10 protein-coding genes are annotated in these 13967 nt (G+C 51.9%); 5 read left to right on the top strand and 5 right to left on the bottom strand.

What is annotated here, in order from left to right; translation table 11 throughout:
- Positions 1 to 825 (top strand): response regulator (locus AACZ40_RS06200; RefSeq protein WP_339673629.1); only part of this gene is annotated, 825 nt, incomplete at its 5' end.
- A gap of 115 nt (positions 826 to 940) precedes the next feature.
- Here the strand turns inward: AACZ40_RS06200 and AACZ40_RS06205 are convergent.
- The 3 genes from AACZ40_RS06205 to AACZ40_RS06215 all read right to left on the bottom strand — a co-directional run bounded on the left by AACZ40_RS06205 (position 941) and on the right by AACZ40_RS06215 (position 5708).
- Positions 941 to 2260: an FMN-binding protein gene (locus AACZ40_RS06205; protein WP_291170890.1), complete on the bottom strand. Its 1320-nt coding sequence runs from the start codon at positions 2258 to 2260 to the stop codon at positions 941 to 943.
- A 103-nt stretch (positions 2261 to 2363) separates the two neighbouring features.
- A complete protein-coding gene (locus AACZ40_RS06210) occupies positions 2364 to 4661 on the bottom strand; it encodes an FAD-dependent oxidoreductase (RefSeq protein ID WP_291170891.1) in 2298 nt (765 codons plus the stop codon).
- 162 nt (positions 4662 to 4823) lie between these two features.
- Positions 4824 to 5708 (bottom strand): hypothetical protein, encoded by an 885-nt coding sequence (locus tag AACZ40_RS06215; RefSeq protein WP_291170892.1) that lies wholly within the window; start codon positions 5706 to 5708, stop codon positions 4824 to 4826.
- Positions 5709 to 5973: 265 nt separating this feature from the next.
- On the opposite strand from AACZ40_RS06215, the gene AACZ40_RS06220 reads away from it, so the two are divergent.
- Positions 5974 to 6594, top strand: coding sequence for an ECF-type sigma factor (locus AACZ40_RS06220; protein WP_291170893.1), 621 nt, complete (start codon positions 5974 to 5976; stop codon positions 6592 to 6594).
- Entirely contained in the window at positions 6591 to 9143 is a 2553-nt protein-coding gene (locus tag AACZ40_RS06225; RefSeq protein WP_339673633.1) for a bifunctional serine/threonine-protein kinase/formylglycine-generating enzyme family protein, read from the top strand. Before AACZ40_RS06220 ends, AACZ40_RS06225 begins: the two co-directional genes overlap by 4 nt.
- 535 nt (positions 9144 to 9678) lie before the next feature.
- Here AACZ40_RS06225 and AACZ40_RS06230 read toward each other — a convergent pair.
- Positions 9679 to 11376: a glycerol-3-phosphate dehydrogenase/oxidase gene (locus AACZ40_RS06230; RefSeq protein WP_291170895.1), complete on the bottom strand. Its 1698-nt coding sequence runs from the start codon at positions 11374 to 11376 to the stop codon at positions 9679 to 9681.
- A gap of 19 nt (positions 11377 to 11395) precedes the next feature.
- Positions 11396 to 11857: an N-acetyltransferase gene (locus AACZ40_RS06235; protein WP_291170896.1), complete on the bottom strand. Its 462-nt coding sequence runs from the start codon at positions 11855 to 11857 to the stop codon at positions 11396 to 11398.
- A gap of 198 nt (positions 11858 to 12055) precedes the next feature.
- Between AACZ40_RS06235 and AACZ40_RS06240 the strand changes: the two genes are divergently transcribed.
- Together AACZ40_RS06240 and AACZ40_RS06245 are read left to right on the top strand one after the other, a co-directional pair.
- Entirely contained in the window at positions 12056 to 13213 is a 1158-nt protein-coding gene (locus AACZ40_RS06240; protein WP_291170897.1) for a XylR family transcriptional regulator, read from the top strand.
- Between the two features lie 182 nt (positions 13214 to 13395).
- On the top strand, positions 13396 to 13959 hold the full coding sequence (locus AACZ40_RS06245) for a DJ-1/PfpI family protein (protein ID WP_291170898.1): 564 nt from the start codon (positions 13396 to 13398) through the stop codon (positions 13957 to 13959).
- The last annotated feature ends 8 nt before the right edge of the window (positions 13960 to 13967 follow it).

Raw genomic sequence — 13967 nt, forward strand, 5'->3', positions numbered from 1 at the left:
CAGATCGAACAGGTGGTTCTGAATCTGTTGACGAATGCATCGGAAGCGACTCAAAATCAGGCAGAAACTGGTTGCATCAAAATTCGCACCGGGGTCAGCCTGCTGGGGAAGCATGAATTTTCTGATTATTATTTCTGTGAAAATGGCGCTCCGGGAAAGTTTGTGTATTTTGAAGTGGAAGATAACGGGAGCGGTATGAATGAAGACTGCCTGTCAAAAATGTTTGACCCGTTTTTTACCACTAAGTTTACCGGTCGCGGGTTGGGGCTGGCGGGCGTGTCAGGAATTATCCGTGGGCATCATGGAGGCCTGCAGGTCAACTCTGTTCTCAATCAGGGTTCCTGCTTCCGGGTTATCTTGCCTCAGTCACTGGAAACGACTGCTGAGAGCGACGATGAAGGGAGTGGTGAATTGCAGATACCGGTGGACTCTGGTTCGATCCTTGTGATTGATGATGACAAGGCGGTATGCAATGTTGTGGATCGCGTATTGAAACGGTTTGGGTTTTCGGTGCTGACCGCGTATTCAGGGAGTGAAGGCGTTGAAGTTTATGTAAAACACCGTGGCGAGATCAGCGCGGTACTCCTGGACATGACCATGCCGGGATTAAGTGGCGTGGAGACTTTTGAACTGCTCAGGGAGAAGGAAATTGACATTCCGGTGATTCTGACCAGTGGCCTGAGTGAGACGGATATTTCAGAACAGATGCAGGGGTCCGAGATCGTCCATTTCCTGAAAAAACCCTACAAACCTCAAAAACTGGTGAACGTAATCAGTAAAGCACTGATCCGGCAACAGATTCAGGACGATGCCTCCAACCTGTAAGTCGAGTCATATCTTGTCAGACCGGGAATAGCACGTTATCCAAAAATAATCCGTACGCGCGCTGGCGTGCCTGACCTGGATCACCTGTCAATTCAAGATGGATCAGTCCGTACTTTCAGCTGAGCAAGAGCTGCTGTATTTGCTCTGCATAACGGTTGAAGACAAACGCCAGCAGCAGAAACAGCCCCCCGACCAAATCGCTTCTGCCAAAATGATCTGCTCTGCCGTGTGAGCGGACAAATTCGAAGATGGCGCCGGTAGGACAGCCATAGTGACAGTAAGCCTGTGGGACAAACAGGGACGCGACAAGTCCCACGACAGCGATGATGATCGAAGCGATTCCTGCGGATGTGAGCAGATAGGCATCGAAGGCTTCCAGTTCCGCCAGATCGATGGGGATTCTTAAGAAAATAATAGTGAGGATCAGTCCGATCAATAACGGGGGGATCCAGCGAAGCGCGCGTTTGATATCCGGTCTGATTTTCCACTTTGATCGCGGAGAAATCACTTTGCCCAGAAATTCCTGGGCGGTGCCATGCGGGCAGATGCTCTGGCAATAAACATTGCGACGGGTAGTCCAGGGGATCAGCACGGCAACGGCTGCCAGCGCAACCAGGCCGGAGACCGTTCTCCAGGGGACGGCGTAGCGGGCCCAGCCGGCAAACAGTGATTCCGCCAGCAAATCTCCCGTCCAGAAGCCGAGGTAAAGCATGGCGGTGAGCTTGTACAGCTTTCGCAACCAGTGAATCCGCTTGAGGCGCGTAAATGTGATCAGGCACGCGCCGATACAAAAGGCAATGATAGCCGCGTCTTTTGCCCGGATCTGAAAAGGGGGATCTGCCTGCGTTTTCTGTTCTGAGAAACGGATCCGATGCGCGATGGCATGGGCGATCCCCATACTGGTCATGGTGGCGCCGGAAACGCCTTCGATCTCTCCTGACCGAAGATCAACGTCTACGATTTCATGCCAGCCGTAATCTTTCCAGAGATTCATCCAGTACTTATTCTGGCGGATATCGTTCACGTGAGAGGTGGTGTCACCACTGCTGCGAATTGAAATGCCGACAATACGGTCTGTCTGAGGCGTAAAAACGATCAATGTGTCAGAAGGACCACAGTAACCGATAATGTCATCAGAGACAGGGGAAGTGCGGATGGCATAGCCAATGGTCTCCTGGTCCTGGTTCAGAACAAATAGTCCCCTGCGTTCGGAGTGATCGACCTGAAGCGATGCTGCGGAGGGGAGCAGCTTTTGGACTTCCTGCAGTTCGATGGGGGCCTTGCCCTGTACGCGCAGCCGCACAAAGTAGTCCCTGATGAGACAGATGATGAGAACCAGGACGGCGATGCGGTACAGCTTGAGCAAAAGTGACTTGAAGTGACTGGCGCGCCGTTTTGGTCGGGAAGGCTTCACGGTTTGCGGTAAGTCTGTCATCCTGTTCTCATCGACTCAGGCAATCTGCTTTGCCTGAGTCGTTTATTCTCTGGTGTTGATTTCAAGCGATGGTGCAACGTGTGTCTGATCTCAGAGAACGCGCTCAGTCAGCGGGCAGAACCTGGATCGCATCGGCGTGCACATTCCCGTCCACACCCTCATTGGACATGACGACTTCAATCTGTTGACCTTTCTCAAATTCAAAGGTACCGAGAGAAACAAAGCCGTTCTTCAATGGTGGTTTGATTCTCTGATTGATTTTCACCGTCTGTGATTCCTGAGCGGAGCGAATCGTGACGGGGGTATTCGTCGCGCGGTTTTCATGATGTCCATATGCCAGGCGGACTTCATACTTGCCCGTTTTATCAACCTGGAATTTAAAGCGGATCTCTGCTTTTTTACCCCTGCCATGATAGACATAGTGGTTGCCGATAAAGCCTTTCAGGCCTTCTCCTTTAGTCCATGTTCCCACGAACTCGACGTTGTCGTTTTCATCGTCGATGACCAGTCCCGGGAGTGTGGTCGGGTCGATATAGGCATCAATGACAGGAGGCAGTTCTTTAGAGTCTTTCGAGATATAGAACTGGCCATCAATCGTATCGCGGCGTTCGACCCCTTTACGGGCCATCAGTTTTTCGAGGTCCTGATAGTAGTCCGTGTAGACATCGCGGGGGCTGCAGTCTTTTTCCGTGCAGACCGCTGCCGCCTTCCCGACGACTTCGCCCATCATGCCCCCGGTTTTCATGACGCGCACGGTTCCGAGCGCTTCATGGGTCACACTGATACAGCGACCTGCCATAAACAGGTTCGGGATATTGCGTGAGTAAAAACAGCGATAGGGAACCGGGTACCCGAATCTGCGGTCCACGCGACTGTCAAACACAGCCTGTGAAATAAAGGGATCTTCCGGGTACTTCTGCATATATTGTTTTTTGGGATAGTGCAAATCGATAGACCACGTACTGGGAACGCATCCATCGGGAAACTCGATTTTATTCACGATATCTTTCTTGCGGAGAATGACATCGCCGCGGAGCATGCGTGATTCACGTGGCCCGCCGATGAAAGCCATCCAGGTTAATTCCGCGTTGGCATGTTTGTCCTTGCCTCCCTTGTTTTTCATGGCATTCCAGGCGCCATAGACGGCGCGGAAATTCCAGTCTCGCATGGATTCCAGATCTTTGATCGGATCTTTGTCGAATCCGCTTTCCCAGAACCATTCGCCATGAAAACGTTTGGGGTAGGGGAAGTCTTCCATATTCAGGTTAAGTGCCCAGCTGACATCCGGAAAAGACTTTTCCGTTTCTGCTTCTTTCCACGTCCACATGTTACTCATGCCCATGTGGCCTTTTTCATGTGTGTAATAGTCAGCGCCGGCCAGGTAACCGATTTCGCCATGCCCGGTGCAGTCTGCGAAGAGAGAACCGAGAAATTCCGTCCGTTTGCTGGATTTGGTATTGAAGGCGGTTACGCTCTGAATGGCCTGGCCCTCTTTTTTCACAGCATAAGCACGCGTGTTGAGGAACAGGTCAATATTTTTTTCGGCTCGGACCACATCTTCTTTTAATTTGTCGCCGTACTCTTCATATGTGCCGGGAGAGGCAGCAGCGGAATCGGCAAATTCTGCGATGATCTCGCCGATATGAGGATATTTTCCGCGACGCACGAGCCCCTGGGCCCAGACACGGACTTCCGAACTGCCGTTGCCTCCCAGGACCGGGCGGTCCTGAATCAATGCGACCTGGCAGCCCATGCGCGCTGCGGAGATGGCAGCCCCCATGCCTGAATATCCACCGCCGACCACGACCAGATCATAGTTCTTTGTTTTTTCCGGCTGATCCGGCAGACCGAGCATGCCTTTGCGCCACTGATCCATCGGTGACAGATCGTTGGGTGGCTGATAGCTGAGGTCTTTCGTAAACAGAATGGCGTCGCAGCGACCTTCGAAGCCTGTCAGGTCATGCAGTGCCAGTTTTGCTTCCGGTTTTGTAATCTCGACAGTACCTCCGTCATGCCAGAACCATTTGTCGCTTTTGGTACCGAACGTTTCTTCTAACGGTTTCCCATCAAGCAGGAGTTGAAACCGTCCGGGTGCCCCGGTGGCTTTCCAGGGAGCGACCCAGTCTTTGGTACGGACGTGAACACGGTATTTTCCAGTTGAAGGAAACTGGACCGTCGTTTCGGCATCTGCAACCGGTTGCCCCAGTCCATGCGCCAGCAGGTAAGGAGAGCCCATGATGTTGATGAACTGCGTATCCAGTTTCCAGCCACCATGCTGGTCAAAACTTTCTGCTTCCACCAGAACGCCTTCGACAGGCGGAGCAGCAGCCGCGTATTCGACTGTGAACAGGGTGATCGCAAGTACTGCGAATAAAGAGAGAGTTTTAACCGGGTAGCGCATTCTCACAGACTCCTGACATTGATTGGTTGAGTGTTCATCTCACTCATCTCAAAAACTGATTCGATCCGAAATCGACTTCTGGTCCGATTATAAGCCCGTCATCGAATCAATTGCAAACAGGAGGTCGTGGGAAATACGTCAGAGAGCTGTTAAATAATGTTCCTAATTATTGGCATGTTCACCCAGAAACTGTAAAAGCTGGGCATCAGAGACTTCTGCCGGGTTGGAGAGCGATTTTCCCTGTAACGCAGCGGGCAGTGCAGGTCGCTGAAAATGGACATAGTCAAATCCGGCGACCAGGTCCGGGCGACCGTTTCGAATGACCTGTGTATTCTGTTGAGGTGGTTTCAAGCGCGATGCCGTTGAGTAGTCTGTATAAACTGTGAGCCCCACCTGCAACTGTTCGGGCATGTCAGTGCGGCGGTAGCGCTGGTGGATATTCCAGGTTCCCTCGGGTGTTTTTTTCAGCAGGATGAATTCATTTCCAATCCGGGCGATCTGGATCATGGCAGCGGGTGTTCCCGCATCTGTCACTGCGAGGGTTGAGCGACTGTTGACAGTGGTTTTGACTTCAAACTGAAATGAGCCGGGACGATTCGCAGCGCCGAGGGAGAGAAAGATATAGTTCTCACCACCCGGTTTCCATGTTTGAGGAGTGACGTCTCGTGGAGTACGAATCATAAGACCTGCCAGGGAAAAATTACTGCGCGGTGCCCCATCGCCTCCACGACGCGCGACGCGAATGTTCGAAGTGACTACAAAATCTCCCTTGATTTCTTTGTAGACCAGAACTCCCCGATAGTCCATGTACCAGGTACTGCTGTAGGGAACCATCACCATCCATCCCGGTTTCGTTTTGGCGATGTCAAACTGTTCGAGCTGGTCGGCTTTACTCTGCTCCGTCTCAAAAATGCGCGACCACTGTTTCAGGGTTGAGGCATCATCAAATTCATCGCTCAATCCTTTGAGATCGTCCCGCGGATTACCGGTTTGCTGTGCTTCGACAGGAACGGCCATCAGGAAACTGACTGCCAGTGTCGTACACATGAAAAGGCAGTCTCTGAATCGAATTACGGGCATGGGGAACATATTCTCTTTCCTGGAAGAAGTCGGATGATGTACGCAGTTCAATGTTTTTCTGATCTGTTCAGACGGTGATTGCAATAAATTCGTCAGAGAATGTGAAGATGCGACAAAAAATATGCAAATAATATACTTTGAGTGAAAAGTGACCGAAGCTGTTGAATGCCTGGACTCTACGATATAATGATGGGCTGAATTTCAGTCAGCTGTTTCAGGAAAGCATGTCTCAATGTCTGCCATTGAAGAAACCGTCACACAGTGGATCGATCAGCTTAAATCAGGGGACACCCAGGCTGCGCAGAGGTTGTGGGAATCGTATTTCCTGGAGATGGTGGAAGTCGCGCGAAAAAAATTACAGGGTGCCCCGCGGGCAATGGCGGATGAAGAAGATGTGGCACTGAGTGCTTTTAAAAGTTTCTGTCTGGGGGCGCAGAATGGCCGGTTTTCACAGATCACGGATCGACAGAATTTATGGCCGCTCCTGGTGGCGATTACCTCGCATAAGTCAATCGATCTGATTCGACTGGAAAACAGACAGAAACGCGGCGGGAGCGGCAAAAGCGACGGGATCGGGACGACAAAGAAGCAAACGTCCATTCAGGTTGATTTTGAAGAGATCATCCAGCAGCAACCCTCGCCGGAATTTGCGGTTCAGATGGCTGAAGAACTGGAACGGCTGTTGAATTTATTGGATAAAACAGGCGATTCCGCCTTAAGACAGGTTGCATTGGCCAAAATGGAAGGGGAAACTACTACTGAAATTGCGCAGAATCAAGGTTGCGCCCGCCGAACCGTTGAACGAAAAATTCAGTTGATTACCAGACTGTGGCAAGAGGATTGCAATTTGTGAAATCGCGAAATGAAACAGATTTCGAACAGCTTCCTTCAGACCTGATGCTGAGAATCAATCAACTGTGTGATCAATACGAAACAGAGTTGAAGCTCGGGGAACTTCCTTCGATTGACGACTATCTGGAACACGTGGCCTTGGAATACCGCGAAGTCATTCTCAGAGAATTAATTCCTCTGGAAATTGAGCATCGCTGCCAACGGGGTGAAGCACCGCAGTCGGATGATTATCTGGAACTGTTTCCCGGTCTCGATGCGAACTGGCTCTCAAGTGTGCTGGAAACGACGCAGGCAAATCAGTTCATCGCAGCCACTCCACCTGCCTACTCCCGGAATCAAAGCACTCCCGATCCGCTCTCGCTGGAACAATGTCAGCAGCGGATTGTTGAAGAAGGCATTCTTTCGCAAGGAGAACTGACGGAACTGCAGGCCTCAGCAGAGGCAGGGCACTCCTGTCAGACATCGGAAGATCTGACGGCATTGCTTGTGCAGTCCGGAAAAATGACAGCTTACCAGTCTGATGTCTTATTGTCGGGCGAAGAACGACGGTTATTAATTGCCGACTACCTGATCCTGGAGCCGATTGGCTCGAGGGGAATGGGAACTGTTTACAAGGCGATGCACCGCCGGATGAAACGTATTGTCGCATTGAAAGTGATTCGCTCCGACCTGCAGAATATTCCCGATCGCCTGAAACGTTTTGAACGTGAAGTTCAGACCGCGGCCCGCCTTTCACATCCTCATATTGTGACAGCCTACGATGCCGGTGAAGATCAGGGCATCCATTACCTGATCTGTGAATACATCGATGGTGAGAGTCTGTCGCAACTGGTGCGTGATTCCGGACCGCTTGACTTTTCCGATGCATTGAACTGCATTCTGCAGGTAGCACAGGGCTTGGAGTATGCGCATCGCCAGGGAGTCATTCATCGTGACATTAAACCCGCCAATATCCTGGTTGATGACCAGGGGGATCTGAAAATTCTGGATATGGGTCTGGCCCGTCTGCAGCAGCCGACAGAGGATGTGCTGGGAACAGACGCCCCTACCGAATTGACGACCAGTCAGTTCTTTATGGGCACGATCGATTATATGGCTCCCGAGCAGGCACGGAATACGAAGCAGGCAGACCATCGTTCAGACATTTACAGCCTGGGGTGCACCTTCTATTTCCTGCTGACGGCGCAGCCGGTCTACCGGGGAGAAACGACAGTCGAACGCATCCTGGCGCACCGGGAAGAACCGGTTCCCCGCCTGTCGGAACGGCTGAGCCAGGTGCCTCAGGAATTCGATCCCATTTTCGAAAAGATGCTGGCAAAATCCCCCGCTGATCGATATCAGAACGCCAGCGAACTGATTTGCGATCTGGAACGCTTCTCTTCAGACTTTGATGATCAGACGCTGGTGGTGCCGCAAAAGGAAATCTCACTTCCCGAGTCAAACAAAGCCAGCTGGGCGAATGCACCCACCACGGTTCAACCAGCGGTTTCCGAGATGACGATGCTGGCGAGTACCTCTCAGCAGGCAACGGTATCGTCTGGTCACTTTCCCCGTCGCAGTCTGCTCTGGGGAGGGCTGGCTGTCGCTGCTGCGATTCTGATTGGTGCGTTTTCCTGGAAACCGGATGTCACAGATCGTTCGCTTGCCGATTCTGAAAGCGCAGCAGATTCATCGAAGGGAAATTCGTCTGATCCGACTGTGGCTCCCCTGCAGCAGACTTACGCCGCCGACAGGAATCTGCCGGTCCGGCTGGAAGTTCCCCTGGGTAATGGCACCTCAGCAGTTGAACTGGAACTGACGTTGATTCCTCCTGGTGAGTTTCTGATGGGAGATCGCACTGCTGCTTCTGCCGATTCCGATGCACCGGGACACCAGGTGAGACTCACCCGACCTTATTATATGGGTGCAACAGAGGTGACCAATCAGCAGTTTCGGGAATTTGTGAATGCGACCAAATATCAGACCGATGCAGAGCGGAGTGGCGGATATGGAATGACGGGTGGCAGCTGGGTGAAGACCATGGACTACTCCTGGAAAAATCTGGGCGACTTACCAGTCCAGGATTTGGCGCCGGCTGTCAGTATCAGCTGGAATGACGCGACGGCATTCTGTGAGTGGCTTTCCGATCAAACCGGCGATCGATATCGTCTCCCCACAGAAGCCGAGTGGGAATATGCATGCCGGGCCGGATCGGAGACTGCCTGGTTTTTTGGAGATCAATCTGACGAGATGGATCAGTATGCCTGGTTTCTGAATAATTCCGGCGGTCGGGTTTATCCTGTCAAACAGAAACGTCCCAATGCCTTTGGCCTGTATGACATCTATGGGAATGAATGGGAATGGTGTCAGGATTATTACAGCCCGGGTTACTATTCCGTTTCTCCCGTGGAAAACCCTATGGGACCCTCGACTGGGCAGGAACGTGTTCGACGGGGAGGGGGATTTCAGCAGCCGGCGGCTCAGCTGACGTCCTATGTTCGCGGACATGGAGTGCCGGAAACACCTTCGCGCGGGGCATTTCGGGTCGTGCGTGAAGTGCCGCTCGACTGATGACTGGAATGTGAACTGAGCCTGGGGAATGCCTGGTGCGGGATGTTCATCTGCGGGTAATCTGGTGATATCGATTAGAATCGATTGTGCGCAGAATCAGCGTGATCATGAAGCTGGTCGTCGTATGATCTGAGGCAACGTATCATCGAAAATCGTCAAACAGGGATGTCGCTTGATGAATGTGCTGTTAAATAATTCATGCCGGAGAAGTGGATTTTCTTCAGAGGCGCGGGGGCGTCAAGGGGGAGTGAAAAAAATCGTGTGGCGATACGTGATGACATGTGTTGGTGCCGGGACGAACACGTGTTACACCGGGGCGATAGTGAGGCGAAGTGTGTCGATCCACAGAGTGCATTTGAGCAGAGTTTTGATAAATCACTCTGGCACCAGCGGGTTTTATAGTGCAGATGTGCTGACTGATTCCTCTAAAGCAGGTGAAGAAATACTGCATTACGCGCGCGACACGATTTGATGCTTATTTTGTTTCGCGGCATGGCGGTGTCAAGTCGAATTTATTCAGTGAAAAGATGGCTGATTAACTGACGGCTTTCCCGTAATACTTCGCCAGATGCTGTTTGTATTCATCGATTGAAGTGGGGATATCCGCAGCATCCAGTTTGCCTGTCTCCACCAGGCAATCAGCGAGCGCCTGCAGGGTGTAGGCCGGCAGGGTTTCGTCGAAGATCAGCATCAGGCGACGTTCGACGAGGTCGCCGATGGTCTCAACCCATTCGTTCTGAATGGTCCAGAGTACGTACTGGCGAGGAATATTGGTTCCGGGAAGCAACTCGGAAGAAAACTCGGGGATGGATTCCAGGATTTCTTCGATCATGGTGCCCTGCAGATCCCAGAGGATTTGAATGCTTACCAGCGGCAGTTGAAACTTCTCTGCGAGGCGTTCCTGTTCCGCTTTGAGGATATCGGGTGTTAACGGGTAGTGCTCTGCGCCGGGGATCAGACGGGTTTTCGATTCGGAATGATAACTTTTTCCCAGTTTCTTCAAGATGCGATCAGTCACGTTTTCGGCAAAGGCCCGCCACGAGGTGAGTTTGCCTCCCACCAGGGTGACAATCCAGCCAGCAGGGCCTTCAAATTCCTGAATTGAGTGATCGCGCGAAATGGATGCGGCTTTGCCCTCGGGTTGATAAGGCAGGGGACGGACACCGCTGTAATGCAGGTTGATATCATCATGCGTGAGCTTCACCTGCGGGAAAACCATGTTGACCATGCCGACGAGGTAGTCTAATTCTTCGGGACTGGCAGTGACATCGAGCGGGTTGCCTTCCACGCGGACATCGGTCGTGCCAATCAGGGTGCAGTTGCCAAACGGGAGGATGAAGACCAGGCGACCGTCGCTGGCTTCGGAGTAAATGGCCTGTTCGCCTAAAGCGTCCCGGAGACTCTGATTGAAGGTGATGATGTGGCTGCCTTTGGTGCCCCCCATCAGGCGGGGAGAAGTGACGTCAATCTGTTCGAGCGTCAGATCGCCGCAGGCCCCGGAAGCGTTGATGATGACTTTCGGGACAAACAGTTCGTGATGAAGGCTGGGATGCCGCAGCGAATTCAGCTGGGCATTTCTGTTTTTGAGGGAGAGCCGATGATAGGTTAAAAGTTCAAAGTCGAGACCTTTCTGCCGGGCAATATTCTGGCAGTCATGCAGTAATGCGACCACGAAACGTTCGGGAAAACGCATCTGGGCATCAGAATAGCAGGCGAGCCAGCGGAATTTCTGCCTGTTGATATCGGGCAAGCCGGGTTCACCTGCATCGTGAACCGAATGCCGGGGGAGCTTGCCTTTGGAGGCAAACCAGTCGTACATGTTCAGTCCCATGTCGACGAGATACATGCCCCGCTCAGATGAGAAAGAGAACCGGGTGGTGAGCCAGTGCGCGCCGGGAACCCGAAAGCCACTGAGAAATCGGAGACCGGACGACATGACGCCCGTCGCGCGATGCGCCAGCGGGATGGCGAACCTCAGCGGTTTCACGAAGTGCGGCGCCAGATCCAGGAGAATCCCGCGTTCGTGAACGGATTCTTTCACCAGGGAAAAATCACCATATTCCAGGTAGCGCAGGCCGCCATGAACCAGTCGGGAGGATTTGGATGTGGCTCCCTGTGACAGATCCCCCTGGTCAATCATGCAGACCGGAATCCCGTTCAACAGCAGTTCCCGGGCAATCGCGACGCCGTTGATGCCTGCTCCCAGTATGAGTACTCGCTCTGTCTGATTCATAAAAAATCCATGTGTTGAATTACGTGGCAGGCTTGAATTCCATCAACAGCCGATGTTCATGGGGGCGATAATAACCTTCGATTTTCTCTCTGACCTGGAAACCAAAGCTTTCATACAGCTTTACCGCAGGCGTATTTTCGGGGTTTACTGTGAGTAATACCACCTTCGCTGCCTGTTGCAGCGCCTGTTTCATCAAAGCAGAGCCGATTCCCTGTCCCCGGAAATCGGCATGCACCATGATTTTATGCAGAAAGATTTCCTCGGTATTCGTCGGAAACATCAACAATACACCGGCGAGTGTCGGTGAGTTATTTTCAGGGGCAGAAACTGCTATGAGAACAGTTGCATACTCACACCAGAGTCTCCAGGCATGTTCGCCATCGGGAATGTAGGTATCCGGTTCCAGCGGCCAGGCGATCCGATCCAAGGCTGCAATTTCCAGAAAATCATTGGCCTGAGCCTGCTTGATTTGATAGTCCACGAAAACCTTTCAGAGTCAATTCTTATCTGCGATGCTGTCAAAAAAGATCATGAAGAGTATTGTACGAAGTCCCTCTAACTGTTTCGATCATGATTGAACAGAAATCGGACTTGCTGTAAAAGATTACTTTTCTGAATTGAAAAAGTTCCTGGCGCCGCATTCCCCAAACTGATTATATATCGGCTGAATCGACCCCCTATGGCTAAATCTTCTATCCCTCACGTCGCTTTACTGATTGAAACGTCTCGCTCACATGGCCGGGGACTGTTGAACGGCATTCGCCAATATATCACTGAAAAGGAGGAATGGTCAGTCTTCGTAATGCCTCGTTCGTTGGATTCCCAGGTACCGGGATGGATTTCCCGCTGGAAAGGGGACGGGATTTTAAGTCGCACAACCAGCCAGGAGATGGCAGATGCCATTACCGCGTCCGGCATTCCTACGATCGAGCTGCGTTCGACAAAGCTGCAACATTCGTTTCCCTTTCTGGGAATCGATAACCGCGCGATGGGACGCATGGTGGCAGAACATTTTCTGGAACGGGGCATTCGTCACTTTGGAGTTTACGAAATCGGTTGTGAAGTTTACTTCGAAGAACGCCGTGATAACTACATTCAGACCATTCAAAATGCCGGCTACGAAGTGAGCGTGTTTTCGGCTCCCGAAGATTCCGAAGTGCCCCGCGAATGGGAAAAACATCAGGAGCAGATGGTCAAATGGGTTCTCGGTTTGCCCAAGCCGGTCGGGATTATGGCATGTACCGATCAGTTGGGGTTCTGGCTGCTGGATGCCTGTGACCGGGCAGGGATCTCGGTTCCCGATGAAGTGGCCGTCGTCGGTGCCGAGAATGACGACATTCTCTGTATGATGGCCCGACCTCCGCTTTCGAGTGTCGCTTATAATTCGACGCGCATCGGCTATGAGGCAGCAGCGCTGCTGAGTCGCATGATGAAAGGGGAAGCAGCTCCCGAGGAGCCGTATCTGCTCAATCCACTGGGAATTGTCACGCGGCAGTCATCCGATGTGGTCGCCGTGGATGATCCTGAACTGGCGCTGGCGTTACGCTTCATTCGCGAAAATGCCTGCAAGGGGATTCAGGTTTCCGATATCCTGAAAGCGGTTCCCATGTCGCGCACTGCGCTGGAACGTCAGATGAAATCGGCGATTGGCCGGTCTCCCAAAGCGGAGATCATCCGGACTCAGATGGAACGGGCCAAGGAACTGCTGGCTTCGACCGATTTATCTCTCTCGCAGATTACACAGCGGATCGGTTTTCGCCATTCGCAGCACTTTAGTACACTCTTTAAAGAGAAAACAGGTGAGACTCCCGGAGAGTTTCGAGCGAAAATGCATTGATCAGACCTGGAGAGTGGTCGTTCCAGAAAAAGCCTGAAAACAGAAGTATTCTGCGATTTCAGGTCTTATAATGTACGCAAAACCTGAGAATGTTTATGAAATTCCGTAATGACCGGTCTGGATTCCCCTGTAGAATGGATTCCAATTCAATGCTTGAATTTTACGTAGAAGGAATGTTTTGAATGAACAAAGTGCTAATCATCGTTGGTGATGCAACTGAGACTGTCGACACACTTTATCCCTACTATCGCCTGATTGAAGGGGGCTACGAGCCCGTTGTTGCCGCACCTGAAAAACGTCTGTATCAGATGGTGCTCCACGAAGTGAAACCGGGCTGGACGATTACCAAGGAGTGGGAAGGTTATACGATTCAGGCAGATATTGCCTTTAAAGATATCAAAGAGGAAGAGTACCTGGGAATCTTTTTCAGCGGCGGCCGTGCTCCCGAGTACATTCGCGAGGATGAAGACCTGATCCGCATCACTCAGCACTTCTTTGAGAAGAATAAACCCATTGCTTCCGTATGTCATGGCGTAGAAATTCCAGCCCGCGCCGGTTGTGTAAAAGGCCGTCGCATGGCGACCGTTCCCAAATGCCAGTTTGATCTGGAAGTCTGTGGCGGCATTTTCGTGAATGAAGCCTGTGTGATTGACGGAAACATGGTCAGCGGGCGTACCTACCATGATCATGGTCAATACATCGGTCCCTGGATAAAAATGCTGGATGAGGCACGAAATCAATACTGATCAATTTT

This window comes from uncultured Gimesia sp., from assembly GCF_963972345.1.
In the GTDB taxonomy this organism is placed as follows: Bacteria; Planctomycetota; Planctomycetia; order Planctomycetales; family Planctomycetaceae; genus Gimesia.